Source organism: Enterobacter quasiroggenkampii, from assembly GCF_043972695.1.
Taxonomy (GTDB): domain Bacteria; phylum Pseudomonadota; class Gammaproteobacteria; order Enterobacterales; family Enterobacteriaceae; genus Enterobacter; species Enterobacter quasiroggenkampii.
Map to the genome: position 1 here is coordinate 4,080,365 of NZ_CP143745.1, position 26,831 is coordinate 4,107,195.

The following is a 26,831-nucleotide window of genomic DNA, read 5'->3' on the forward strand; positions in this document are numbered from 1 at the left end:
AGCAGGTACGCCGGCCAGTTACGTATCTGGCCGATTTTTTACATGCGGCGAAAGGTTAGTTAACCATTTGATAACCAGGCGCTAGTTTTGTCTAGTACCGGACCCTGGACTTTAAGATGAAAATTCGACGATTGTCTACTTTCTTAGATTTAAACATGGTTAAAAGTGAATAGTGATTGACTTCACACAGGGAAAACCGGCGGTATGATTGGGCAAAAAAAAGCCCGCGATCACCGCGGGCTTTCGTAAGAGCAGCAAAGCTTATTTGCTTTTCTTAATGTGCTTAATCAGGCGCTTACGCTTACGCATCTGGTTTGGCGTCAGGGTGTTGCGCTTGTTGGCAAACGGGTTTTCCCCTTCCTTGAACTGGATACGGATAGGCGTGCCCATCACGTCCAGCGATTTACGGAAGTAGTTCATCAGGTAGCGCTTGTAGGAATCCGGCAGGTCTTTCACCTGGTTGCCGTGAATCACCACGATTGGTGGGTTATAACCACCGGCGTGGGCGTATTTCAGCTTCACGCGACGACCGCGCACAAGCGGCGGCTGATGGTCTTCCGCAGCCATATTCATAATACGAGTCAGCATGGCGGTGCTCTGACGACGGGTGGAGCTGTCGTAAGCTTCGCGCACGGATTCGAACAGGTTACCCACGCCGCTGCCGTGTAGCGCAGAGATGAAGTGTACGCGAGCAAAGTCGATAAAGCCCAGACGGAAGTCGAGGGTCTCTTTCACCTGCTCACGAACCTCGTTGCTCAGGCCATCCCATTTGTTGACCACGATAACCAGTGAGCGCCCACTATTGAGGATAAAGCCGAGCAGAGAGAGGTCCTGATCGGAGATCCCTTCGCGTGCGTCGATAACCAGCAGCACGACGTTGGCATCTTCGATCGCCTGCAGGGTTTTGATAACGGAGAATTTTTCCACCACATCGGTGATTTTCCCGCGCTTACGTACCCCGGCGGTATCGATGAGGACATACTCACGCTCATCGCGCTGCATCGGGATGTAGATACTGTCGCGGGTGGTGCCCGGCATGTCGTAAACGACCACGCGCTCTTCACCCAGAATACGGTTAGTAAGTGTAGACTTACCTACGTTTGGACGGCCCACGATAGCCAGCTTGATCGGCAGATCCTGCGGGTTGAAGTCGTCTTCAGGCTCTTCTTCTTCGCCCTCTTCTCCGTCTTCAAACTGCGCCCAGTATTCAGCGTCTTCGTCCACCTCTTCCGGCGGGTTCACTTCGTCAACCCACGGCAGCAGAACGGTTTCCAGCAGGCTGGTAACGCCACGACCATGCGATGCCGCGATAGGATAGATGTCGCCCAGGCCCAGAGACCAGAAATCCGCGATGGCCTGATCGGCATCGATGCCGTCGGTTTTGTTCGCCACCAGGAAGGTTGGTTTTTCGCGTGAACGCAGGTGTTTAGCGATAGCGGAGTCCGCTGGCATCAGGCCAGCGCGTGCATCCACCATGAACAGCACCACGTCCGCCTCTTCAATCGCCAGCAGCGACTGTTCCGCCATGCGGGTTTCCACGCCGTCTTCTGTGCCGTCAATACCACCGGTATCAATACAGATGAACTCGCGTCCTTCCACCTCTGCACGACCGTACTTACGGTCACGCGTCAGCCCCGGGAAATCCGCAACCAGCGCATCACGGGTGCGTGTTAAACGGTTAAAAAGAGTGGATTTTCCAACGTTAGGGCGCCCGACAAGCGCGACCACAGGTACCATGTTTGAAGCCTCATAAAATTCAAAATAACGTCGCTTTCGCGGCGTTTTTAAAAATGTCAAAACGGCTCCTGAGTGAACAGGAGCCGTTTAGTATACTACAACCGCCGGGTAATTAACGCGTGATCGCGTACAGCGTGCCGTCTTTTGCCTGAATCAGCAGTTTGCCGTCGGCCACAACCGGGTCGGTCAGGAAACCGGAGCTGTCGACTTTTTGCTGCGCAACAAAGCGGCCGTTATCCGGATCGATCCAGTGCATATACCCTTCGCTGTCGCCCACAACCAGGCTACCGTTGTACAGCGCTGGCGCAGTCAGCAGACGGTGCAGCAGGTCGCTTTGCGTCCACAGCGTCACACCGCCTTCGGTACTCAGGGCCAGCAGACGGTCGTTCTGGTCAACCATATAGATGCGGTTACCCTCAACGATGAAATCATTTACCGAGCCCAGCTCACGTTTCCACATGATCTGGCCGCTGCGCAGATCCAGCGCGGTCAGGTTGCCGTTGTAGGCCAGCGCGTAAACCACACCGTTAACGATGACCGGCGTTGTGTCCACGTCGCTCAGACGGTCAATTTCCGTTGAGCCTGTGGCCTGAGAGATACGCTGCTGCCAGATCATCTGGCCCTGCTGCATCAGCACGGCGCTCACGCGACCGTTGTCACCGCCCACAATAGCAGCACCAAATGCGGTAGCCGGGGCAGATTCGCCACGCAGAGAGAGCGCAGGCATATCCAGGTTAACGGTCCATTTCACCAGACCGTCCGCTTCGTTCAGCGCCTGCAGCTGGCCGTTGCTGGTATGAATCAGCACCAGGCCGTCGCTCACTACCGGACGCGACAGGGATTCCCCCGCCACGGTTGTTTGCCAGGCAATGGAGCCGTCGCTGCTGTTCAGGGCATAAACCTGCGCTTTTTCGCTGCCCACGTAGACGTGGCCACCGGCAACGGTCAGGCCGCCAGACAGCAGTGCCGGCTTACGGGAGAACCAGCCGTCTTTTTCCGCCAGGTTAACGGACCACACTTCTTTTCCGTCATCCGCGTTCACCGCTTTCACGGTACCTTTGCGGTCAGCCGCATAGACAACGCTGTCTGCATACGCTGGATGAAGGTTGGAATAGAAATCACCAATCCCATTGCCCACGGAGACATCCCACGCGGTGGATGGGGTAAACTGGTTTTCAACCGTCGGCAGTGGGGACATTTTCACAACGTCTTCTTCGCCACTGAACAGTGAACAACCACTCAATAACGTAACAGAAAGCAGTCCTGGCAGAAGTAATTTACGCAATTGCATCGGGTCCCTCTCAGACGGACAAATTATTTATTTTCATCTGCATCATTTCGCTCAGCGCAGGTGAAGCATTGCTCTCTACGCCAGCTTGCCACGCTTTACGCGCGCCCGCTTTGTCACCTTTGCTCAGCAGTGCTTCACCGCGGAGATCGGCAACGATGGCAGCAAAACCTTCGCCTTTGATGGTATCGAGCGTTTTCAGCGCATCGTCAGCTTTCTTCTGCTGAACCTGAATACGTGCCAGGCGCAGATTGATCACCGCTTTCAGGTTTTCATCACTGGCGGCAGCAAGACCCTGAGACAGCTGTGCTACGGCTTTATCCAGTTCGTTCTTATCAACGTACTGCTGAGCCACTTCCAGCGCAGCCAGTGCACCGTAGGTGTTTTTGTTGTCAGCCGCAAATTTTTCTGCCGCCGTCAGCGTTTGCGGCTGATCGGCACGAATTGCGCTCACGGTATTTTCATAGGACAGGGACGCGCCGCGCGCGGAATCCGCCTGATGATTGTTCCAGTAACGCCAGCCTACCAGCGCACCGACACCTAAAATAACCCCAACAACCAGCGCTTTGCCGTTTTCAGCAAAGAAGCGTTTAATCGCGTCGACCTGATCGTGTTCGTTCTCGTAAATTTCCACGCAGTCCTTCTCCTTAGCCCAATAGAGTGCGCAAGTGCGCCGCAACGCCGTCCTGCGTTACCGTTGTCTGCTCACCAGAGCGCAGGTCTTTCACCACCACTTCGCCGTTGGCCACTTCGGACTCACCCAGCACCAGTGCGATACTTGCGCCCCACTTATCGGCACGAGCAAACTGTTTTTTGAAGTTGCCGCCGCCATGGTTGGTCATCAGCTTAACGCCCGGCAGCGCATCGCGCACGCGTTCGGCAAGCTGCATTGCCGCAGACTGCGTTTCCGCGCCTGAGGCCACCAGGTATATATCGACAACGGAATCTGCTTTAAATTCCGGATTAACTGCCTGAACCAGCAAAACAAGTCGCTCAAGACCCATCGCGAAGCCTACAGCAGGTGCTGCGCGACCGCCAAGTTGCTCAACCAGACCGTCATAACGACCGCCCGCGCACACGGTGCCCTGAGAGCCGAGGCTCGTGGTCACCCACTCAAACACGGTACGGTTGTAGTAGTCCAGACCGCGTACCAGGCGCTGGTTTACGGTGTAGGCGATGCCAGCCGCTTCAAGCAGCTTGCACAGGCCCGCGAAGTGTTCGCGAGATTCTTCATCCAGATAATCACCCAGCGCAGGCGCATCGTTCAGCAGTGCCTGAACATCTGCGTTTTTGGAATCCAGAACGCGCAGCGGGTTGCTGTACATGCGACGTTTGCAGTCTTCGTCCAGCTTCTCTTTATGCTGTTCCAGGAACGCCACCAGTGCATCGCGGTAGTTAGCGCGCGCTTCCAGAGAACCGATAGAGTTCAGCTCGAGGGAAACGTGATCGGCGATACCGAGCGCACGCCACCAGCGGGCGGTCAGCATAATCAGTTCAGCGTCGATGTCAGGGCCCTGCAGGCCAAAGACTTCCACACCCAGCTGATTGAACTGGCGATAACGCCCTTTCTGAGGACGTTCGTGGCGGAACATCGGGCCGATATACCACAGGCGCTGCTCCTGATTGTACAGAAGACCATGTTCGATGCCGGCGCGTACGCAGCCCGCCGTCCCTTCCGGACGCAGGGTCAGGCTGTCGCCGTTGCGGTCCTCAAAGGTGTACATCTCTTTTTCAACCACGTCGGTGACTTCACCAATCGCGCGTTTGAATAACGGGGTCTGCTCTACAATCGGCAAACGGATTTCGCTGTAACCGTAGCTGCCGAGCACCTGCTTCAGCGTGCCTTCAATGCGCTGCCAGATGGCGGTTTCGCCAGGCAGATAATCGTTCATGCCGCGGATGGCTTGAATGTTTTTTGCCACGTTTATTCTCTTTCTATATACAAAAAAAACCCAAAGAATGGGTTCAATCATACATGGGAAGCTCGCGGCTTCCCATCACGTTATTTTTCAACCTGCTGAACGTTAATACGCTGTGTCTCGTCCATCATGGCGGCTTTCGCACGGATGCGGGCTTCAAGCTGGTCGATCATGTCGCTATTATCCAGACGATCTTTACGAACGCCATCTTCATAGAGACCACTTTTCTTGTTACCGCCGGTCACGCCCAGGGTTGACACCAGTGCTTCACCCGGACCGTTCACCACGCAGCCGATGATAGAGACGTCCATCGGGGTGATAATGTCTTCCAGACGTTGTTCCAGGGCATTCACCGTCCCGATCACATCAAACTCCTGACGCGAACAGGTTGGGCAGGCAATGAAGTTGATCCCACGCGCGCGAATACGCAGCGACTTCAGGATATCGAAACCGACCTTGATCTCTTCGACCGGATCGGCCGCCAGCGAGACGCGCAGGGTGTCACCGATCCCTTCAGAGAGCAGCAGCCCCAGACCGATCGCGGATTTTACCGAGCCGCTGCGCAGGCCGCCCGCTTCGGTGATCCCGAGGTGCAGAGGCTGGTCGATCTGCTTTGCCAGCAGGCGGTAAGATTCTACGGCAAGGAACACGTCGGAGGCTTTTACGCTGACTTTGAACTGATCGAAGTTGAGACGATCGAGATGATCGACGTGACGCATCGCGGATTCGAGCAGCGCCTGTGGCGTCGGCTCACCGTATTTTTCCTGCAGATCTTTTTCCAGCGAACCGGCGTTAACGCCGATACGGATAGGAATATTTTTATCGCGGGCGCAGTCCACGACCATGCGGATACGCTCTTCGTTACCGATGTTGCCCGGGTTAATACGCAGACAATCGACGCCGTATTCGGCCACTTTCAGTGCGATGCGGTAGTCGAAGTGAATATCCGCCACCAGCGGAACGCTGACCTGCTGTTTGATCAGTTTGAACGCCTCAGCGGCATCCATGGTCGGGACGGAGACGCGAACAATGTCCGCGCCTACACGTTCTAATGCTTTGATTTGATTGACCGTCGCTTCCACATCGGTGGTGCGCGTGTTGGTCATCGACTGAACGGCGATAGGTGCCCCATCGCCGATTGGCACATTCCCAACGTAAATCCGTTTCGATTTTCTACGTTGAATCGGAGCCTGGTTATGCATGAAAAATCTCCCGCGTTGCCCGTCTGTTACTGTGCTGCTGATTGTTCGGCATTAACGGTAAGACGTGCAACCTGGTTAGTTCTGATAAAGCGGCTCAGGTCGACAGGTTTTCCTTGATACTGGATCTGTACCGCTGCCGGAGCTCCGATTTTAAGTTTATAGGGAGCCTGGCCTGTTAGGTTTAACGTGCCATCTTTACGCTGCAGGCCGCTGAACAGTTTTTTACCTGTCGCGTCAGTCACTTCCAGCCAGCAGTCAGCGCTGAAGTTCATTACCAGCGCGTTAGGATCGGCTACTGTTGTCGCCGTACCCGCCGGGCTGGTTGGCAGAGACGCTGCGGTATTGTCTGCAGGCTGAGTAGCTGCAGGCGCGTTCGCCGCCGTATCAACATTTGCCTGAGAAGGGGCAACCACCGCGTTTTGATCCTGAGCCTGCGGCGCAGCGGTGTTAGCCGTTGCTGCCGGGGCCTGTGCTGCACCAGTCGCCGATGCGTCTGGCGCTGCGGTCTGTGGCTCGCTGGAGGACGCCGCACCGTCGGTATTCAGCGGCACGCTCTGGGCGTTATCATTTCCGGCCTGGTTGAGTTCGGCGGAGGATTGATCGGCCATGGTGGTGATCTCTTCCTGCTGCGCCTTGTGGTTTTGCCACCACCATGCACCGGTCAGACCGACCACCACAAACAGCACCAGCCAGGTAAAGCTCATCAGCCAGCCATCACGTTTTTTACGACGTTTCCCCAGGGAGAAGGTCTGCATCGGCGCAACTTTTGCTGCACGGACCGGCGCCTGCTTCTCCATCATTGGCAGTAATTCGTTTTCGGGGATGTGCACCAGTTTTGCGTAAGAGCGGATATAACCGCGCAAGAACGTTGAAGCCAGATCGGCAGGCGCCTTATCTTCTTCAATATCGCGAACCGTGGAAACCTTCAGGCACAAGCGTTCCGCAACGGCTTGCTGGCTGAGTCCGAGTTGTTCACGGGCGTTGCGAAGACGAACGCCAGTGGAGAGTGCTTCATGTTGGTCGTGAGTGGCTTCAGTATTCATTCGCTACAACTACTGGTACGTGAAAAATAAGGGTTCAGGCGCCGGTGAGTCACAATGCCACCCGCACCGCGAAACTTCTGGTCAGTTAACCTTGAACAGAGAGTATAAGACTGTCAGCCCGGAGATGACAGTACAGCCCTGCCCGTACGGCTAAACTGTTGTTACGTCGTTACATACTGCCCGAAAGTCGGATGAAACGCACCGTAATTATTGATCAGTCTTCACGAATCTGACTGATTATTCAGTAAGGTTATGTCTCACGGCGCAGATAATGCGCCGCGAGTGCATAATAATCAAACAGCTTTAACCGCTATCGTCTCGCCCTGCATGCGTTTACGCAGGGTACGCTTGGTACGGTCAATAACATCACCAGCCAGCTGTCCACATGCGGCATCAATATCATCACCACGCGTTTTACGCACGATGGTGGTGAAACCATACTCCATCAGCACCTTGGAGAAACGGTCGATACGGCTGTTCGAGCTACGGCCATACGGCGCGCCCGGGAACGGGTTCCATGGGATCAGGTTGATTTTGCACGGCGTATCTTTCAGCAGTTCAGCCAGCTGATGCGCATGTTCGGTGCCGTCGTTGACGTGGTCCAGCATCACATACTCGATGGTCACGCGGCCCTGGTTGGCGTTGGATTTCTCCAGGTAGCGACGTACGGCAGCGAGGAAGGTTTCGATATTGTACTTTTTGTTGATCGGCACAATTTCGTCACGAATTTCATCGTTTGGTGCGTGCAGGGAGATCGCCAGCGCGACGTCAATCATGTCGCCGAGCTTGTCCAGCGCAGGCACAACGCCTGAGGTCGACAGCGTGACGCGACGCTTGGACAGGCCAAAGCCAAAGTCATCCAGCATGATTTCCATCGCCGGAACGACGTTGGTCAGGTTCAGCAGCGGTTCACCCATCCCCATCATTACCACGTTGGTGATAGGGCGCGTACCGGTGACTTTTGCCGCGCCCACGATTTTCGCGGCACGCCAGACCTGGCCGATAATTTCTGAAACACGCAGGTTACGGTTAAAGCCTTGCTGCGCGGTTGAGCAGAATTTGCACTCCAGCGCACAGCCAACCTGGGAGGAGACGCACAGCGTCGCGCGGTCTTCTTCCGGGATGTAGACGGTTTCAACACGCTGATCGCCGACCGCAATCGCCCATTTGATGGTGCCATCCGCGGAGCGCTGCTCTTCCACCACTTCCGGTGCACGGATTTCAGCCACTTCTTTGAGCTTATTGCGCAGGACCTTGTTGATGTCAGTCATGTCATCAAAATTGTCGCTGCAGTAATGGTACATCCACTTCATGACCTGATCGGCACGAAACGGCTTTTCGCCCATCTCTTTGAAGAACTCGCGCATCTGCTGACGGTTCAGATCCAGCAGGTTGATTTTTCCATTTTTATTGGGAACCGCAGGAATGGCGACTTCGGAGGTATTCACTAATTCAGACATAATATTTACCGGCCTCGTTGTTACACGTTATGGCCCATGGAGGGTTGAATAGAAACGCCCCGGAAAGCGGTCTGCTCGTCCGGGGCGTTGCATTGTACAAAGTCTGGCGCAGGGATGCCACGTCTGGACGCGGCATTTACGAAAATAATGTGTAAACGAAACCGTTAAATTAACGGGTACGTGGACACACTTCGCCTTCTGCGAAGAAGAAAGCGATTTCGCGTGCAGCAGATTCAACAGAGTCAGAACCGTGGGTGCCGTTCTCGGTGAAGCTGTCAGCGTAGTCAGCGCGCAGAGTTCCTGCCAGCGCGTTGTCCGGGTTGGTTGCACCCAGCAGATCGCGGTGACGCTGTACGGCGTTTTCGCCTTCCAGTACGGATACCACGATTGGACCGGAGGTCATGAACTCCACCAGGCCGTCAAAGAATGGGCGACCTTCGTGCTCAGCGTAGAAGCCGCGCGCCTGCTCAACGGTCAGGTGCAGCATTTTGGTGCCAACAATTTTGAACCCTGCAGATTCAAAGCGAGCGAAGATGCTGCCAATAACGTTTTTTGCCACCGCGTTTGGTTTGATGATGGAAAAAGTACGTTCAATAGCCATGATAACCTCTGTCAATGTTCTGTTGTTTTGCATACCTGAGTATGGTGTGGCGCGGATTATAATGAGCAATGGCGCCATTGCCTATGGATTCAGGTAACATTTTTTTAAAATAAGACGAGTTTTAGCAACAGCTCACATCAGAAAGCTGTTTTCAGGTCACTGAAGCGTAAAATTCACCGTCGCGACCTGCCCGGTCTCATCCATAACGAGTAACTGATAATCCCCCGACTTATCAAGCTGTAATGTGTAAACGCTTCCTTTCACATTCAGCGGTTCACCGTTCAAAAACCACCAGCGCTCACCGCTGTTGCCGGTCGCCTGAAGCGGCAGCGAAACGCGGGATTCCCCCGGCAGACGTTTAATAACGGCCCCTTCACGCACGCCGGTCAGAATGAGTGGCGCAGATGCGTCCTGCAAGAGTGGAGGACAAATTCTTGATGAAGGCGGAATCCGTACCGCACGACGCTCGGTTGCAGGCAGCCACGGCTCCAGCGGCAGCGGCCAGACATCCAGGACTTTTTCAGTAGCATCCGGGCAATCTGCGGCCACGCGTTTGCCGGTTTTATCCAGCCAGACCGGGAAACGGATCCCGAGTATGCCCTCCTGTTCGGGCAGGAGCAGCGTAGGCGGTTCACTCCCTTCCAGCAGCCAGGTCGACAGGCGACGTCGACAGTTTTCGCTGCCTTCCGGTAGCGACTGGCCGCCCGGCCAGCAGATCACGCCCCGCCCGACGCTTGCCGGACGCGGATCGCGCGGCAGACGGGCTTCGTCTACCGTTGAGCGCGACTGAAGCAGGTTATTGACCTGGTTTAACAGCGGAACCGCGCTGGCAAACCCGAACTGTCCCGCCACGGGCGTGCCGTCCGGTCGTCCGGTCCAGATGCCTATCACATAACGGGCATTCAGACCGATGGCCCAGGCATCACGGTAGCCGTAGCTGGTACCGGTTTTCCACGCCAGCGGCGCAACCTGCGGTAGCGCATTATCCGGCAGCGGCTGCGCTTCATTGGCCAGAATACGGCGAATAATCCACGCCGAGCCCGGTGATAACAGCGGACGTTCAGTCAGCGGATCGCCCGGCTGCAGGCGCAGCCTACCCGTCTTACCGTGTCGGGCAAAAGCACTGTAGGCCGCGGCGATATCTGCCAGCCGCGCGCCTGCCCCGCCGAGGATCAGAGACAGATTCGGCTGCGCCCCCGCAGGCAGGATCAGCGGCAGGCCTGCGTTGCTCAGCATCCCGGCAAATCGTTTTGGTCCGTAGGCTTCCAGCACCTGAACGGCAGGCAGGTTGAGGGAGCGTACCAGCGCTTCACTCATGCTGACCGGTCCATGAAACCCGCTGTCAAAATTCCCGGGCCGATAATCACCGGTTTTTCTGGGAACGTCCTGAAGCAGCGAGGCGGGATGGATCAGGCCATCGTCCAGCGCCATGCCGTAGATAAAGGGTTTTAACACCGATCCCGGCGATCGGATCGCATTGACCATATCCACATGGCTAAAACGCGTGTCATCGTTAATATCCACCGATCCCACCCAGCCGCGCACTTTCATATCGGTATGATCGACCACGATCATCGCCAGCGAGCTACGTGCCGGCAGGCGGGATTTCCAGTTCATCGCCAGCTCTTCCAGCTGCCGCTGCAGTCCGGCATCCAGCGTGGTGACAATTTTCGTGTCGCGACTTTTGCCGAGCATCATCCGAGCAAAAAGCGGCGCCAGCTGCGGCATCTGCCGGGGCGCCAGCCATACTGATTCTTCACGGGACTCTTTGACCTGCTTTGCGGACCAGACGCCCTGCGTCGCCATGCGGTCGAGCACTTTATTGCGCGCCGCTTCGGCCCGTTCAGGCCAGCGATCCGGGCGTAAACGACTCGGTGCCTGCGGCAGCACCGCCAGCAGCGCCGCGTCGGAATAGCTGAGCTGCGACGACGGCTTGCCCAGATACGTCCAGCTTGCCGCTCCCACGCCCTGCAGCGTACCGCCAAACGGCGCGCGGTTGAGATAGAGCGTGAGGATTTCGCGTTTGGAAAGATGCCACTCCAGCTGCATGGCACGCCAGAGCTGGCGAATTTTACCGCCGAAGGTGCGCGGATGCGGGTCCAGCAGTCGCGCGACCTGCATGGTGAGCGTGCTTCCGCCAGAGATGACTTTCCCGGAACTGAGATCCTGCCAGGCGGCGCGCAGGACAGAAAGCGGGTTTACGCCGGGGTGATCCCAGAACCAGCGATCTTCGTACTGGATCAGCGCCTCAAGATAACGGGGAGAGACCTCTTCGATCGTCACCGGATAGCGCCAGATCCCGTCGCTATCGGCAAAACGCCAGAGCGGCGTGCCCTTCTCATCCACCACCACCCGGGCAGGGTTAACCTCTTTCAGCGGCAACGGCCACAGGCGGTCGGCGGCGACAATCAGCCCCCATAAAACGAGAAGCGCTCCCGCCAGCCACAGCCAGCGGGAGCGTGTCAAACGTGCCATTCGCATATTACGGAACAACAATCAGCGGGCCACTGGCCGCACCCGTTGCCCGCCACTGCGGCACATACATAGACTCGACCATCGGAACCGGCACCTGGTAGGTTCCCGGCGTCACGGCGCGCGCCAGATAAACCAGCGTAACCGGCTGACCTTCATTTACTGGCACGGCCGCCACAAAGCGGTCGTCGCGGAATTCCATATGCTGAATGTCCGCCTGCTGCATCTGGCTGAGCAGGTTCTGCACTTCGCTACCGCTGTCCTGCAGGCTGGCGCTGCTGCTTGCCAGGTTCTGGTTTTCCAGCTCCAGACCCGCAGGGAGGAGATCCACCACCAGCGCGTCCGGCACGTTCTGGCTGGCTTTGACTTCCAGCCATACCAGCACCAGCTCACCGCTCTTCAGCGAAGAGAGCGATTTCGTGCTGCCGTCCGTTGCCAGAATATGGCGTTCAACCTGCAGCACGTTCGAGCTCGGCTGAGGAGCATAGTCAGGATAACCGGTGCTATCAAGGCGTACCCACAGCGGTGAAGTACCGGTATTGGTCACCTGCAGCGCGCCAAGCTGGTCGCCGCTCACGTTTTGTACCTGCGCTTTATCGCCACCTGATGCGGAATCTGACAGGGAGGTTTTCGCCTGCCACGCACCCGACAAGGTTTGCAGCGAACGACCGGCCAGGAACAGCGCATTGCTCTCCTGAGTGGACAACCAGCGCTGGCTGAAGGCCTGCTCAGACAGGGCATTCAGCAGCGTATTTTGCGCATCCGGCAGCAGCTTGTACTCCTCCAGAAGAGAGAGCATCAGCGCGTTATCGCGAAGCTGGCTGCCGTAATCGGCCATCCAGGTTTTGCTGTCGTTGCGCGGCGTTTTGAGCGCCAGATCCAGCGCCTGCTGGCTGCGCGGGGCATCGCCCATCAGCTTGAGCGCCATGCCCAGCTGCATCAGCGGCAGGCCGGACGCCGCCTGAGCGTGACGATCCCAGATTTCACGCAGCGCGCCCAGCGGCGCTTTTTGCTGACGTGCCAGCACCAGCGCGGCATAGGCCTGCACGGCGAACTTGCTGGCCTGCGTATCGTCGCTGTAGCGAATAGACATCATGCCCGGGTCCTGCAGGTAGCGCAGCAACCGGCTATTGGCATTATTCACCGCATCGGCGGGCACGCTGTAGCCCTGCTCGCCCGCACGGACCAGGAAGTCGGTCACGTAGGCCGTCAGCCAGTACTCTTCCGGACCGTTTTTATCCCACAGCGCGAACCCGCCGTCTTCACGCTGCATCTGCAGCAGACGGGAAATACCGATATCAATGGCGGCACGGCGTTTATCGTCCGTATCACCTTTGATGCCAAGCGCCGTAAGCTGCGCCGCGTTGGTGTAGAGCGACGGGAACAGACCGCTGGTGGTCTGCTCCAGACAGCCATACGGATAGGCCTGCAGTTCGCGAATATAGCGCGCCAGGTTGAGCGGTGGTTTGCCGCTCAGCAGCAGTTGCCCCTGCAGGGTGGCAGGAGAGAAACCGTTGCTGTGCTGCGCCGGTGCGGTCCACGATTCGCCAGGGTTCAGCATGGCACCGGTATTGACCGTCTGCGCCGGGAACGCCGGACGCACGCCGATTTTCCAGCTCTTCTGCTGCGGGGCGAAGGTCTCGCCCGGAAGCTGCAGGCCGGTCACCTGCGCGGTCACTTCACCGTCACCATAACCGTCCAGCGCGCGTACCGGAATAAACAGCGTGCTACGCGCCCCCGGTGGCAGCTGAACCGGCTGAGGCTGCGCGCCTTCCAGCGCCAGTTTGCCTGTCGCGTTCAGGGCGATATTCAGCGTTTGCGGCTGGTCGGTCAGGTTAGTGATATCCAGCGTCAGCCGCGAGGTATCTCCGCTTGCCAGGAAGCGCGGGGTATTCAGCTCGGTAATGACCGGCGCGGCCACAATAATCTTGCTTTCGCTGCTGCCGAAATCCTCTTCCGTCCAGGCCTGCGCCATCAGACGCAGCTCACCGTTGAAGTCTCCAATCGGCAATGTAATTGTGCCTTCCCCGTTGGCATCCAGCGTGACCGGCTGTGCCTGCTGGGCAATGATGGTGACGTGGTTCACCGGCGGTTTGCCGCCACGCTTCAGTTCATCCCCATCGCCACCAAAGCGCAGCGCGGCCAGACGGCCCTGCCCTTCAATAACCTGGCCGTAAATATCGTAGATATCCGCGCCGTAACGCTTCTGACCAAAGAAAGCCTGCCACGGATCCGGCGTGACGTAATCGGTAATATTCAGCACGCCGCTGTCCACCGCCGATACCAGGACGTTCACCTTCTGCGGCACGGCCCCCTCTTTCACGCTGGCTTTCACCTTCACCGAGAGCGTCTGGTTTGGACGCATTTTCTGCGGGTTATCGAGCGCAATATTCAGGCGGCGATTTTCGTCACCCATCGGCAGATGCAGCAGGCCGACCGCGCGTTTCGGCGTGGCGGATTTGGATTTATCTCCGGGACGTACCACCAGTGTACTCAGGTAGAGGTCGTGACGCTTCCAGGCCTTGTCGACCGGGATAGCGAGATCCAGTCCGTTTGCCGGTACGTCGATCTCTTTCCACCACAGCGGCCCTTCACTGGACTCGATCATCGCATAGCCCTTGCCTGCGGCTGGCGCGGCAATGTGCAGGTTGATGGTGTCGCCTGGCTGATAGGCTGGCTTATCCAGTTTCAAGGTCACGCGGTCAGGGCGTGCAGCGCCGGTGCCGTCGCTGTTATCCTGCCAACTGTACCCCGCCCAGAAGCGCACGCTGCTGACCATCTCATCAGGCGCTTTCACCTCCAGACGATAAGAGCCCCATTCCACCGGGAAGGTGACTTTACCCGTTTCATCGGCCTTAAGCGTCAGCTCCTGCTCACCTTCGACCAGATCTTTCTGATCGAACTGAGACTGCCAGCCTTCGCTCTCAGACCAGTTCCAGAAGTAGTCCCGACGCTCGCGAATCAGACGAACCTGTAACCCGGAAACGGCCTTTTTCGCGCCGCTGGCATCGGCATACACGATGTCGAAGCTGGCATTGCCGTTCTCATCAACAATCGGTTGGTTGACGGTCGAATCGGTGCGGTAGTCATAAACCGCCTTGCTGGCGAACTGAGGACGGATACCCGGCAATTCCGCTGCGGGCCAGATAGCCTGCTCAGCACGACGCGTCACCGGACGACCGCCCGACTCCAGCAGGCTGGCCTGCAGGATCAGTTGCAGCGGAGAGTGCACCTCTTTCCACTGGCTTTCGGTAGAAACCTGCCCACGTCCCTGCTCGTCCAGCGTAAGCTGCACTTCATCCAGGCTGCGGCTCAGGTTCTCTTCAGCGATATCACCAAACTGGAAGCCCGGCAGCGCTGCCACCGCGTCACGCAGCGGACGCAGGAAGAGCTGGCCCTGCAGAGAGTTACCGTTGGCCGGAGCGCCATACAGGTAATAGCCGACCACGTTAAAGTCCACGTTATCCTGCGGTGAAACCGGCGTTTTTTGTCCGCTCAGGTTGAGCGCCATACGCTCTGGCATGAAGTCTTCAACGTGGAAGTCCCACAGACGCTGCAGGTTATCGCCCGTGTTGGCGCGGATATGCCACATGCCGGTCTGCGCCCCGCTGTCCAGCGGATAGTTGAAGCGATAGAGTCCGTTCTCCGGCTTGACGACGATGGTACGCGCGACCTGTCCATCCGGACGCAGCACGTCAAGCTTCACGGGCTGATCGGGAAGTGGCTTACCGTCACTGTCGCGCAGCAGGCCGTTGAGGATCACCGTTTCGCCCGGGCGGTAGAGATCGCGTGGGCCAAACATAAAGAACTGCTTGCTGTAGCCCGGACTCCCTGCGATATCAAACTCCGCCAGATCAAGAGCCGGCAGCTTGAGGTCAAGCAGCGTGGTCTGGCCGTCTTTACTGGCCAGGATCAGCGCGGCCTCTTTGTCGGTCTCAAGCTTTGCGTGGCCATCGCCGTCGCTTTTCGCTTCGGCAAGCGTCTGCCCTTTATCGTTCAACAGGGTGACGGTGACGCCAGACTGCGCCGCACCGTTCTCCAGACTCTGGGTGAAGATGTCCAGACGATTATGATAACGGTGAGCGGACAGTCCAATATCGCTTAAGGTAAAGAGTGTCGCGGCGTTGCTGTAGTTGTAGTGCCCGGCCTGGTTCATGACCGCGATATAAACGCCAGACTGCTGGAGCGGTTTAATATCCTTCAGGGGCAACAGTAATTTTTCGCGCGTGTTGCGCGCCGGATTAAGATCGAATCGACCGGTGTAAACCAGCTCCGCCATCTTCAGCAGGTTGTCGGATTCCCAGTTGGTCAGCGAGTTACGGTACTCCCACTGGCTGACAAGGGAAGCCAGCGATTCCGGCTTCACGCGGTAGAAGTTGACGTCAACATTGTTGACGTTGAGCGCCATTACCGGCAACCCTTCCACCACCTTACCGGGCAGCAGCGAGCCGCGGCTGGCAAAACCAACGGTGGGTTCAACGTCCCGGGTGGTCAGGGCTTTCTCATAATCAATGCCGAACGTCGCCTTGTTCAGCGCCTGCAGGCCCCGTTCAACGGTGACGACCAGGTTGCGGTTGGGCTCCAGATGGCGCAGGCGAAGCTCTTTCAGGTTAGGCGCAAGTTCCCACGCCCCGTCAACTTTGCCGCTTTTTTTGTCCACGACATGCACGGTTTTCGCGAAATCCTGATCGGGATTCAGCGGAACCGAGAATGTCAGCACCAGCGTGGCGGCACCGTCGAGCTGAACTTCAGAGGCATCCAGCAGGGTCAGCGCTTTTCCCTGACTCTGGGCGGCGAGCTTAGCCAGCGTTTCAGCATTTGGCTTTTCCGCGGCTTTCGGTGTGGATGCGGTGGATGCCGCGGGAGCCGCAGCCTGAGATTTATCGTCGCTGTTATCACAGCCGACAAGCGTAAACGTGGTAAGCAGCGCAAGAGAGAGCGCGGCTAAGCGAAACGGTTTCATCCTTTGTCCCTGGCCCTGAGGGGGCCTGTTGGTCGTCGTCCGGATAAGTATTATCCGCAAGTTTCATTAATTCAAAAAGTCCAATTTTAGAATCTGGAAAGCGCCTCGCAGAATGGCAACACGCCGCTACGCCGTGATGGAACCGCGATCACAGCCCCAAACGTCACATGTTACCTTTCACGTCATTTGTTTTTAAAACAAGAGGATAGCTGGATAAGCGTCCCTGAAGGCTGCTAGTTTTATAACCATGACGCACCCCGAGTGCGCGGTTCAATAAGAGAGAAAGCCATGAAACGAGCCGTGAACGCCCTACAAAATTTCGGAAAATCATTGTACGGACCGGTGCTTATCTTACCGATCGTCGGTCTGTTTATCGCCTTTGGTAACGTGCTGGGTAACGGTAATCTCGCTGAATACCTGCCCTTTCTTGGCCATCCGCTGATTCAGCATCTTGGTCAGCTTATCGCGAAATCGGCCGTGTCGGTGCTGGTGAACCTGGCGCTGGTGTTTGCCGTTGGTATTCCGATTGGTCTGGCGACGCGCGATAAAGGCTATGCCGCGCTGATTGGGCTGGTCACCTTTGTCGTATTCATCAACGCCATGAACGTCACGCTGCAGCTGCAGGGCGCGCTGGCGCCTGCAGCCGAAATGAAGGCGGCCGGGCAGACCATGGTGCTGGGCGTCCAGGTGCTGGAGATGGGCGTTTTCGCCGGGATCCTGACCGGGGCGCTGTCGGGATACCTGTACAATAAATATTCCGGCGTACAGTTTAACGGCGCGATGGCGATATACTCCGGCCACTGTTTTGTCGCCATTGTAATGCTTCCAGTCTCCATGCTGCTCGGCGTGGTGATGAGCGAACTGTGGCCGTTTGCCCAACACGGCATTAGCGCCCTGGCGCTGGCCATCAAAGGCTCCGGACCATTTGGCGTGGCCATCTATGGCTTCCTGGAACGCATTCTGGTCCCCACTGGCCTGCACCATCTGGTCTATACCCCGTTCCTCTATACCGAACTCGGGGGCACGCAGGAGGTCTGCGGCACGGTGTATCAGGGCGCGCGCAATATCTACTTCGCCGAAATGGCCTGCCCGCAGGTGAAGCAGCTCAGCAGCACGGTGGTGTGGGACGCCCGCGGCATCAGCAAGATGTTTGGCCTGCCCGCCGCGGCGCTGGCGATGTATATGACCGCCAGGCCAGAGCGTAAAGCGGCGGCGAAAGCGATTCTGATCCCGGCGGCGCTGACCTCGCTGCTGGTCGGCGTCACCGAGCCGATTGAGTTCTCCTTCCTGTTCGTCGCCCCGCTGCTGTTCGTGGTGCATGCGGTGCTGACCGGCATTGGCATGATGCTGTTCTCCCTGCTGGGCGTTCACGCCATCGGCGCCAACGGGATTATCGACTTCATCCTCTACAACCTGCCGCTCGGCACGGCCAAGTCCAACTGGCCGATGTACATCCTGGTCGGGCTGATCATGTTCGCCCTCTACTTCGTGGTGTTCCGCTTCCTGATCCTGCGCTTCAACATGAAAACGCCGGGCCGTGAAGATGAGGACCAGGAGACGCGCCTCTACAGCAAGCAGGAGTACCAGGCGAAGGGCAATAACGACGGTCTGGGCGAGTCCATCGTGGTGGGGCTGGGCGGCCGGGAAAATATTGAAGTGGTGGATAACTGCTACACCCGCTTACGCGTCACGGTAAAGGACGTCGCCATTATCGACGAGCCGCGTCTGAAGGCGACCGGCGCGAAAGGGATTATCAAACAAGGTAACAACGTTCAGGTGGTCTACGGGCTGCATGTCAAAAAAATGCGAGAAGCCGTTGAGACGTTTCTCTGAAAGGAGCTAAAGATGTTTACACCCCCATTTATTCTGTCGATTGCCGGCGGCGGCAGCACCTACACGCCGGGCATTGTGAAAAGCCTGATGGTGCGCCTGCAGGATTTCCCGCTGGCCGAAATTCGCCTGTACGATATCGACGAGGCGCGTCAGAACACCATTGCGCCGGTCGTCGAGAAGGTCATTCGCGACCACAGTCAGCATATCAAATTTACCGTCACCAGCGACCCGGAAGTGGCCTTCAGCTGCGCCCATTTCGTCTTTGCCCAGATGCGCGTCGGTCAGTATAAGATGCGCGAACAGGATGAGAAGATCCCGCTGCGTCACGGCGTGGTGGGCCAGGAAACGTGCGGCCCCGGCGGGCTGGCGTACGGACTGCGCACGATCCTGCCGATGGTGGAGCTTATCGATCTGGTGGATCGCTACGCGCATGAAAAAGCCTGGATCGTGAACTACTCCAACCCGGCGGCGATCGTCGCGGAGGGCGTGCGCCGTCTGCGGCCAAATGCGCGGGTGCTGAACATCTGCGATATGCCGGTGGCCGCTATGCGCAATATGGGGGCGATTCTGGGTGTCGATCGCCGCAAGCTGGAAGTGGACTACTTCGGTCTGAACCACTTCGGCTGGTTTACCCGCGTGCTGGTGGACGGCGAAGACAAGCTCCCGGCGCTGCGTAAGCATATCGCTAAGTTTGGCCTGCTGACGGAAGATGCGGCTAAAACCGATCCGCAGCATTCCGACCCCTCCTGGGTGAAAACCTGGCGCAACATCAAGCCGATCATGGACAATTTCCCCGAGTATCTGCCGAACCCGTATCTGCAGTATTACCTGATGCCGAACCAGATTGTGGCGCACCAGAGCCCGGACTATACCCGCGCAAATGAAGTGATGGACGGGCGCGAGAAAAAGCTGTTCGCCGCCGCCGAAGAATATCAACGCACCGGAATTTTACCGGATGCCTTTCACGTGGGCGTCCACGGCGAGTTTATCGTCGATGTGGCCTGCTCGCTGGCCTTTAACCTGAGAAGCCGCCATCTGGTGATGGTGGAAAACCGCGGGGCGATTACCAACCTGCCGTACGATGCGGTGGTGGAAGTTCCCGCTTATATCACCTCCGAGGGCCCAGAACCGATCCGTATTGGTCAGGTGCCGCTGTTCCATCAGACGCTTTTGCAACAGCAGCTCGCATCTGAACAGCTGCTGGTGGAGGCGACTATCGAAGGCAGCTATGAGAAAGCCTTGCAGGCGTTTACCCTCAACCGCACCGTGCCGACCATGGAACATGCAAAAGCCATTCTGGATGAGATGATTGAGGCCAACCGCGACTACTGGCCAGCGCTGCAAAAAGCCTGGCAGGACGGCGAACCGGTGAAAAAATAGGGGCTTGCTCGCGAGTTGAACGTGGTTTGCTTGTCGGTGTCAGAAAAAACACCGACAATCCTTTTTTACGGAAAAGAATGGAGGCAAACCATGTCCACCTCATATTTTGTCGCTGCCGACTGGCTGATTGAGCACGGCGACGATCCGGAAGTTCAGATTATCGACGCGCGTATGGCCCCTCCGGGACAAGAGCATCGTGACGTGCCCGGTGAATACCGTGCCGGGCATCTGCCGGGTGCGGTATTTTTTGATATTGAAGCCCTCTCCGATCACACCTCTCCCCTGCCGCACATGCTGCCGCGCCCGGAAGCGTTTTCCGTGGCGATGCGCGAGCTGGGCATCAGCAAAGACAAACACCTCGTTGTCTATGATGAAGGTAACCTCTTCTCCGCGCCGCGCGCGTGGTGGATGCTGAAAAACTTCGGCGTGGAAAAAGTCTCGATTCTTGCCGGCGGGCTGGCGGGGTGGAAGCGCGACGAGCTGCCGCTTCAGCAGGGTGACGTCACGCTGCCGGAAGGTGAATTCGACGCAACCTTTGACACGCACGTGGTAAAACGCCTGACCGACGTGCTGGTCGTGAGCCATGAAAAAACGGCGCAAATCGTCGATGCCCGTCCTGCTCCGCGCTTCAATGCCGAAGCGGATGAACCGCGTCCGGGGCTGAAGCGCGGACATATTCCGGGCGCGCTGAACGTGCCGTGGGGCGATCTGGTATTTGAGGGCGAGCTGAAAACTACCGACGAACTGCGCGCCATTTTTGACCGGGCAGGGGTTGATTTGCATCGTCCAGTGATTGCCAGCTGCGGTTCCGGCGTAACGGCCTGCGTGGTCATTCTGGCGCTCGCCACGCTCGGCGTAAGCGACGTCACGCTCTACGACGGCGCCTGGAGCGAATGGGGTGCGCGAGACGATCTGCCTGTCGAACCCGCGAAATAATGGATAGCCGCCTGGCCACGCTGTTAACGCGCGGAGCGTCATTGACCCGCGCGGAGTATCGCGTCCTCGCCCACCTTACGGAGCATCCGCTGCTGGTGGGCAATATTACGGTTCGCGAGCTGGCACAGGCGACGTTCGTTTCTACCGCCACCATTATGCGGCTGTGCCAGAAGCTGGGGTTCAGCGGCTTTAGCGAGTTTATCTGGCACTGCAAGCAGCTGCTCACCGACACGCCGCACATTGCCGTTCAGGGGCAATCGCCCCCTGAGCTCCCGGCGCTGTTTAATCAGTTTATCGCCAACTATCAGCACACCTTTCAGTGGGTCACCCAGGACAAACGCCAGCAGTTTGCTAACCTGCTGCGCCAGAAAGAGAGTTTCTTTCTCTACGGGGCCGGGTTCTCTTATCTGTTTGCGGAGTACCTGACCAAGAAGCTGCAGGTGCTGGGTAAAACGGCGTTTATCTCGGGACCGGGCGACAGCCGGAACATTTTTCTCAGCAATGCCGCCCGCTATCAGGTGTTTATTGCCGTCTCGCGCAGCGGCGAAACGGAACAGGTGCTGGATAAAGCACGGATAGCCAAAAACGTCGGCATGACCATCGTTGCGTTTACCCGCGCCTCGGCCAACACGCTGGCGGAGATGGCCGACGTTCACTTTGCGCTCTATGACGAAGCGGTACACTACGCCGCCGAAGCCGCAGGGGTGACGTCGTTTGAGTCGAATCTGGTGCTGCTGATGGATTTACTGCTGCTGGAAGCAACGGGGTGACATTCACCCCGCTGAAATCAGATGATGCGGTTGGTTTTGAGATCGCGCAGGAAGCCGCCCCAGCGACGCTCATAGAACGGCGTGATGTGCTCGGTAATAAAGTGGCTGATGCCCTTCTCACCGTTTTTCACCTGACAGATATCAATTGGTTCATCGCCCGGTAGCGTGTCGGTCGCCACGCTGCCCGCCGCCTGAACGATCTCGTCGAAATCGCCATCGGCTTCAATACCGATCAACAGCACCGGCTTTTCGTCCGCACGCTCTTTGATGGAGCAGAGAAACGCGCGCCTGACGGGCTTGAGCGTTTTGAACAGCGTCGTCAGGGAATCAATCATCTGCGCGGGCGGCTCGACCACTTCAGACAGCAGCAGCGTTTCACCCCCTTCCAGCACTTCCTGCGTGCTGAGCGGGTTGCCCTCTTCGCCAATCAGGTGGCTGATTTCACGCGGCGTAAACTCTTTCCCGGTCGGCAGCTTGGCGTTGAGGAACAGCGTCTGGCCGAGCGTCATTTCAAACAGGGTACGCACCGGCATCACCACGAACGCCTGTTCGTCTTCAACCGCTTCCTGCAGCGCTTCCAGCGAGGTGAAGAACGGAATCACCGACGTGCCGTCGTCTTTCTCCCAGTGCAGCAGATCCAGCGCGCTGTCTTCTACGACCTGCTCACCTTCCGCAGCGGTGCCCGGCACCCAGACGGTGGACTCCAGCAGCGTGCGGAAAAATGCCGGACGGTGGGCGGGCTCGGTCGCCGCCTGCTCCAGCAGGGTCTCTAATTCGTTTTTGGTATCTGACATAGTTTGGCTACTTCAAAAAACGCCGGGTGGCGCTTCGCTTACCCGGCCTACAAAACCGTAGGTCCGTGCAAGCGCAGCGCCGCCGGGCAATATGATGACTCCGAAGGCGCGCGTAAGCGTAGCGCCACCCGGCTAAAAAGATTACTCAGCCGTCAGCAGGTTCGCTACGGTACGCACGCCCAGACCGGTCGCGCCCGCGGACCACTGCTCAACCGCCGCTTTGCGGTACGTTGCGGAGCAGTCAATGTGCAGCCAGCCTTCATGGTAGTTCTCAACAAAGTGAGACAGGAAGCCTGCTGCGGTGCTTGCACCCGCCGGGTACGCCGCGCTGGCGGTATTGTTCAGTTCGGCAAAGTTGGACGGCAGCTGGCTACGGTGGAACTCGGCCAGCGGCAGACGCCAGAACGGTTCGTTTTCCGCCGCAGCGCTGGCCAGCAGGCGTGCGGCCAGCTTGTCGTCAAAGCTGAACAGCGCGTGGTAGTCGTTACCCAGCGCGGTTTTCGCCGCCCCGGTCAGGGTTGCCATGTCGATGATCAGCTCAGGCTTCTGGGCAGAAGCGTCGATCAGGCCATCGGCCAGCACCAGACGGCCTTCGGCGTCAGTGTTCATCACCTCAACGTTTTTGCCGTTACGGTAGCGAATGATGTCGCCCAGCTTGAAGGCGTTACCGCTGACCATGTTGTCCGCGCAGCACAGGTACAGCTTCACGCGCTTTTTCAGACCGCGGGTGATGGCAAACGCCAGCGCACCGGTGATGGTGGCCGCGCCGCCCATGTCGGACTTCATTGAGTCCATGAACGCGCTCTGCTTCAGGCTGTAGCCGCCGGTGTCGAAGGTGATGCCTTTACCTACCAGGCAGGCAAAGACAGGGGCGTCTTTATCGCCGGTTGGGTTGTAGTCCAGCGCCAGCAGCACCGGTGGACGCTCAGAACCACGACCCACGGTGTGGATACCCATGTAATTCTGCTCGCGCAGGTCTTCACCCTTGGTGATGCGGTAGGACATCTTGTCGCCCGCCACGCCGCACAGCAGGTCAACGGCGCGCTGCGCCAGCTGCTCAGGGCCTAACTCTTCCGCCGGAGCGTTAATGGTGTCGCGTACCCAGTCGATGATTTGCAGACGGCTTTCCAGCTCTTTCTGACCGGCTTCGTCGAGGTTCGCCCACTCAATTTTGCGGGTGCCTTTCGGCCCTTTGTAACCCGCCCAGAACGCCCAGCTGCGGTCGGTGTCCCAGCCTTCGCCTTCCAGCGAGACATGCTTGATGCCCAGACCGTCAATTTTACGCGCGGCGCGCTGGATCAGGCCCAAATCATCGTTGCCCGTCAGGTGCAGGGTAATACCGTCGTTGTTGATGCTGTAGCTGGCTTTCTCGCCCCAGCGTGCGTCAGCAGGCTGGGTAGAGAGCGTAATCTTCATCGCTTCGGTCATTTTATTTTTCCTTATTAGCAACTAGCAAACGGGCCGCCTGAAGGCAGCCCGTTTTGTTATTTATTCTGCTTCATCTAACCAGACTAACAGAATCGCCTCCAGAATTTTTTCATTGGATGCGTTTGGATCGTCGTCGAAATCTTCCAGATCGCAGATCCACTGATGCATATCGGTGAATCGTACGGTCTTCGGATCGAGATCCGGGTTCGCGTCGTAGAGCGCTTCGCCGATTTCACGGCTGTCTGTCCACTTCAGTCCCATATTAATGCTCGCGTGCGTGGTTGATGGTGTAGCGTGGGAACTCCACGACCAGATCTTCATCGGTCACCGCAGCCTGGCAGCTTAAGCGGCTGTCTGGCTCCAGACCCCATGCTTTATCCAGCATGTCGTCTTCGTCTTCGGTGCTCTCGGCGAGAGAGTCAAAACCTTCACGCACGATGCAGTGGCAGGTGGTGCAGGCACAGGATTTTTCACAGGCGTGTTCCACTTCGATACCTGCACGCAGGGCAACATCGAGAATGGTTTCACCGGTCTTCGCTTCCAGAACAGCGCCATCCGGACAGAGGTCCGCATGAGGCAAAATTACAATCTTTGGCATATTAAACCTCGTCCACGGACTGGCCTTTCAGCGCGACGCGGACAGATTTGTCCATGCGGCGAGCAGCAAAGTCCTGGGTTTGTTTATCAACGTTTTTAATGGCTTCTTCTATTGCGTCAGCGTCATTGCCTTCGGCCACGGCGCTTAAGCGCGCGGCGGCTTCGTCAATCACCTGGCGCTCAGCGGCGCTTAACAGCGCGGCATCGGCAGCGAGCGCGCCGTTCAGGCTCTCCAGCACGCGTGCGGCTTCCACTTTTTGTTCCGCCAGCATACGCGCCTTCACATCCTGCTCGGCGTAGCTCATTGAGTCCTGAATCATGGAGGCGATTTCGCCATCGGTCAGGCCGTAGGACGGCTTCACCTGGATGGACGATTCCACGCCGGTGGATTTTTCCATCGCCGTGACGCTCAGCAGGCCGTCGGCATCCACCTGGAAGGTGACGCGAATATGCGCCCCGCCCGCAGGCAGCGCCGGGATACCGCGCAGCGCAAAGCGCGCCAGAGAACGGCAGTCCTGCACCAGCTCGCGTTCGCCCTGCATCACGTGGATGGACATCGCGGTCTGGCCGTCTTTAAAGGTGGTGAACTCCTGCGCGCGCGCCACCGGAATGGTGGTGTTACGCGGGATCACTTTCTCCACCAGGCCGCCCATGGTTTCTAAGCCCAGCGACAGCGGGATGACGTCCAGCAGCAGCATTTCGCTGTCCGGCTTGTTGCCAACCAGAATATCGGCCTGGATTGCGGCACCTACGGCAACCACTTTGTCCGGGTCGATGGAGGTCAGCGGCGTGCGGCCAAAGAATTCGCCCACGCGCTCGCGCACCAGCGGCACGCGGGTCGAACCGCCCACCATGACCACTTCCAGCACTTCGTTCGCCTCAACGCCCGCATCTTTCAATGCGCGACGGCAGGCCAGTAAGGTGCGTTTCACCAGTGGGGCGATCAGATCGCTGAACTGGTCGCGGGTGATGTCACCCTGCCAGCCCGCAACATTGACGGTAACCGTCTGCGCATCGCTCAGGGCGATTTTGGCGTCGATGGCCGCATCCAGCAGTTCACGCTGTACGCGCGCATCGCTGCGATCGCTGATGCCCGCCTGCTCGCGGATGTAGTCCGCCAGCAGATGGTCGAAGTCATCACCGCCCAGCGCGGAATCCCCGCCGGTCGCCAGCACTTCAAACACCCCGCGGCTCAGGCGCAGGATAGAGATATCAAACGTCCCGCCGCCGAGATCGTAAACCGCGATCACCCCTTCCTGACCGGAATCGAGGCCGTAGGCAATCGCCGCCGCCGTCGGTTCGTTCAGCAGACGCAGCACGTGCAGACCCGCCAGACGCGCGGCGTCTTTGGTGCCCTGACGCTGTGCATCGTCAAAGTAGGCAGGAACGGTGATCACCACGCCGTCCAGATCGCCACCGAGCGTTGCCGTAGCGCGCTCAGCCAGCGCTTTGAGGATGTCAGCAGAAACACGAATCGGGTTCAGCAGACCGGCCGCGGTCGCGATCATCGGCAGGCCGTTTTCACTGGCCTGCAGCTGATACGGCAGATGCGGGTAGCGGGTCTGAATATCGGCCAGCGAGCGGCCCATCATGCGCTTGACGGAGCTGATGGTATTCGCCGGATCGCGCGCGGCATTAGCGCGGGCGTCATAGCCTACCGCGTGACCCTGCTGCTGGTAGTGGACCACGGAAGGCAGCAGATGGCGCCCCTGCTCATCAGCCAGCGTTTCCGCCTGGCCGCTGCGCACGGTCGCCACGAGGGAATTGGTGGTGCCCAGATCAATACCCACCGCCAGACGACGCTGGTGCGGTGCGGCACTTAAGCCAGGCTCACTAATTTGTAATAAGGCCATAATTGCTTCCGAAATTAAAAATCGAGCAGCTTTTCTTCGAGTTGTTCAGCACTGCTTCGCAGTTTATCGAGAAAACGGAGTTTGCGCACAGTATCTGCCGCCACGTCCCAGGTCTCGTTGTTCAGTTGCTCCACCATCTGCTGATGGCGGGTATCGAACATGCCCTTTACGCGCGTAATAAAGCTTTCCAGACGCGCTTCGTCTTTGGCCTGTTCAATCTCATCGAGCTCTTCGCGAAGCTCCAGCTGCTCCATCAGAAACGCCGTGTCACGCACGGTATGCTGTTCGCTCGCCAGATCAAAACCGTGGAGCGAGAGCAGATATTCAGCGCGCGCCAGCGGATGGCGCAGTGTCTGCCAGGCCTGGTTAATGGTGGCAGAGTGGGAAACCGCAGCCAGCTGCTCTGCCTGAGTACCGCTCGCGAATTTGTCCGGATGGTACTGACGCTGCAGATCCTGAAAACGGATCGTCAACGCCTGGAGATCAATCGGGTATTGAGCGGGTAGTCCGAAGAGAGTGAAGTAATCCATAACAATCTCAGGGGTAGCCTGTTAA

Annotated in this window: 20 protein-coding genes; 4 read left to right on the forward strand and 16 right to left on the reverse strand. The window is 57.9% G+C overall.

Going from position 1 to position 26,831, the window contains the following annotated elements; translation table 11 throughout:
- Nucleotides 1-261: 261 nt before the first annotated feature.
- The 10 genes from der to V1572_RS19490 all read right to left on the reverse strand — a co-directional run bounded on the left by der (nucleotide 262) and on the right by V1572_RS19490 (nucleotide 16,685).
- A complete protein-coding gene (gene der / locus V1572_RS19445) occupies nucleotides 262-1,737 on the reverse strand; it encodes a ribosome biogenesis GTPase Der (protein WP_061714918.1) in 1,476 nt (491 codons plus the stop codon).
- Nucleotides 1,738-1,849: 112 nt separating this feature from the next.
- Nucleotides 1,850-3,028, reverse strand: a complete 1,179-nt coding sequence (gene bamB, locus V1572_RS19450) for an outer membrane protein assembly factor BamB (RefSeq protein ID WP_008502135.1) — start codon at nucleotides 3,026-3,028, stop codon at nucleotides 1,850-1,852.
- Between the two features lie 10 nt (nucleotides 3,029-3,038).
- Nucleotides 3,039-3,659 (reverse strand): YfgM family protein, encoded by a 621-nt coding sequence (locus V1572_RS19455; protein WP_008502136.1) that lies wholly within the window; start codon nucleotides 3,657-3,659, stop codon nucleotides 3,039-3,041.
- 13 nt (nucleotides 3,660-3,672) lie between these two features.
- Nucleotides 3,673-4,947 (reverse strand): histidine--tRNA ligase, encoded by a 1,275-nt coding sequence (gene hisS, locus V1572_RS19460; RefSeq protein WP_032622984.1) that lies wholly within the window; start codon nucleotides 4,945-4,947, stop codon nucleotides 3,673-3,675.
- An 80-nt stretch (nucleotides 4,948-5,027) separates the two neighbouring features.
- Nucleotides 5,028-6,146 carry a flavodoxin-dependent (E)-4-hydroxy-3-methylbut-2-enyl-diphosphate synthase gene (gene ispG / locus V1572_RS19465; protein WP_008502138.1) on the reverse strand — a complete coding sequence of 373 codons (1,119 nt, stop codon included), beginning with the start codon at nucleotides 6,144-6,146 and terminating at the stop codon, nucleotides 5,028-5,030.
- A 26-nt stretch (nucleotides 6,147-6,172) separates the two neighbouring features.
- Nucleotides 6,173-7,189 carry a cytoskeleton protein RodZ gene (gene rodZ, locus V1572_RS19470; protein WP_167211928.1) on the reverse strand — a complete coding sequence of 339 codons (1,017 nt, stop codon included), beginning with the start codon at nucleotides 7,187-7,189 and terminating at the stop codon, nucleotides 6,173-6,175.
- A gap of 293 nt (nucleotides 7,190-7,482) precedes the next feature.
- The gene (locus V1572_RS19475; protein WP_014171168.1) at nucleotides 7,483-8,649 is read right to left on the reverse strand and encodes a bifunctional tRNA (adenosine(37)-C2)-methyltransferase TrmG/ribosomal RNA large subunit methyltransferase RlmN; all 1,167 of its coding nucleotides are present in this window, start codon (nucleotides 8,647-8,649) and stop codon (nucleotides 7,483-7,485) included.
- Between the two features lie 169 nt (nucleotides 8,650-8,818).
- Nucleotides 8,819-9,250, reverse strand: coding sequence for a nucleoside-diphosphate kinase (gene ndk, locus V1572_RS19480; RefSeq protein ID WP_003860625.1), 432 nt, complete (start codon nucleotides 9,248-9,250; stop codon nucleotides 8,819-8,821).
- A gap of 156 nt (nucleotides 9,251-9,406) precedes the next feature.
- Complete coding sequence (gene pbpC, locus V1572_RS19485) at nucleotides 9,407-11,731, reverse strand: peptidoglycan glycosyltransferase PbpC (RefSeq protein ID WP_395299505.1); 2,325 nt, start codon at nucleotides 11,729-11,731, stop codon at nucleotides 9,407-9,409.
- Nucleotide 11,732: 1 nt separating this feature from the next.
- Nucleotides 11,733-16,685: an alpha-2-macroglobulin family protein gene (locus V1572_RS19490; RefSeq protein WP_395299506.1), complete on the reverse strand. Its 4,953-nt coding sequence runs from the start codon at nucleotides 16,683-16,685 to the stop codon at nucleotides 11,733-11,735.
- A gap of 288 nt (nucleotides 16,686-16,973) precedes the next feature.
- Here V1572_RS19490 and V1572_RS19495 point away from each other — a divergent pair, with 288 nt between their 5' ends.
- The 4 genes from V1572_RS19495 to V1572_RS19510 all read left to right on the forward strand — a co-directional run bounded on the left by V1572_RS19495 (nucleotide 16,974) and on the right by V1572_RS19510 (nucleotide 21,604).
- Entirely contained in the window at nucleotides 16,974-18,518 is a 1,545-nt protein-coding gene (locus tag V1572_RS19495; protein WP_395299507.1) for a PTS transporter subunit EIIC, read from the forward strand.
- A gap of 12 nt (nucleotides 18,519-18,530) precedes the next feature.
- Nucleotides 18,531-19,898 (forward strand): 6-phospho-alpha-glucosidase, encoded by a 1,368-nt coding sequence (locus V1572_RS19500; RefSeq protein WP_395299508.1) that lies wholly within the window; start codon nucleotides 18,531-18,533, stop codon nucleotides 19,896-19,898.
- 90 nt (nucleotides 19,899-19,988) lie between these two features.
- Nucleotides 19,989-20,834: a 3-mercaptopyruvate sulfurtransferase gene (gene sseA, locus V1572_RS19505; RefSeq protein WP_032675337.1), complete on the forward strand. Its 846-nt coding sequence runs from the start codon at nucleotides 19,989-19,991 to the stop codon at nucleotides 20,832-20,834.
- Nucleotides 20,834-21,604, forward strand: coding sequence for a MurR/RpiR family transcriptional regulator (locus tag V1572_RS19510; protein ID WP_395299509.1), 771 nt, complete (start codon nucleotides 20,834-20,836; stop codon nucleotides 21,602-21,604). Before sseA ends, V1572_RS19510 begins: the two co-directional genes overlap by 1 nt.
- A 17-nt stretch (nucleotides 21,605-21,621) precedes the next feature.
- Here the strand turns inward: V1572_RS19510 and sseB are convergent, their stop codons facing one another.
- The 6 genes from sseB to hscB form a co-directional block, all read right to left on the reverse strand.
- A complete protein-coding gene (gene sseB, locus V1572_RS19515; RefSeq protein WP_395299510.1) occupies nucleotides 21,622-22,398 on the reverse strand; it encodes an enhanced serine sensitivity protein SseB in 777 nt (258 codons plus the stop codon).
- Between the two features lie 141 nt (nucleotides 22,399-22,539).
- Entirely contained in the window at nucleotides 22,540-23,826 is a 1,287-nt protein-coding gene (gene pepB / locus V1572_RS19520) for an aminopeptidase PepB (RefSeq protein WP_024908644.1), read from the reverse strand.
- Nucleotides 23,827-23,886: 60 nt separating this feature from the next.
- On the reverse strand, nucleotides 23,887-24,087 hold the full coding sequence (gene iscX, locus V1572_RS19525) for a Fe-S cluster assembly protein IscX (protein ID WP_003860650.1): 201 nt from the start codon (nucleotides 24,085-24,087) through the stop codon (nucleotides 23,887-23,889).
- Between the two features lies 1 nt (nucleotide 24,088).
- Nucleotides 24,089-24,424 (reverse strand): ISC system 2Fe-2S type ferredoxin, encoded by a 336-nt coding sequence (fdx, locus tag V1572_RS19530; protein ID WP_003860652.1) that lies wholly within the window; start codon nucleotides 24,422-24,424, stop codon nucleotides 24,089-24,091.
- 1 nt (nucleotide 24,425) lies between these two features.
- Nucleotides 24,426-26,276, reverse strand: coding sequence for a Fe-S protein assembly chaperone HscA (gene hscA / locus V1572_RS19535; protein ID WP_048226243.1), 1,851 nt, complete (start codon nucleotides 26,274-26,276; stop codon nucleotides 24,426-24,428).
- Between the two features lie 14 nt (nucleotides 26,277-26,290).
- Nucleotides 26,291-26,806: a co-chaperone HscB gene (gene hscB / locus V1572_RS19540; protein ID WP_024908642.1), complete on the reverse strand. Its 516-nt coding sequence runs from the start codon at nucleotides 26,804-26,806 to the stop codon at nucleotides 26,291-26,293.
- Nucleotides 26,807-26,831 lie beyond the last annotated feature (25 nt).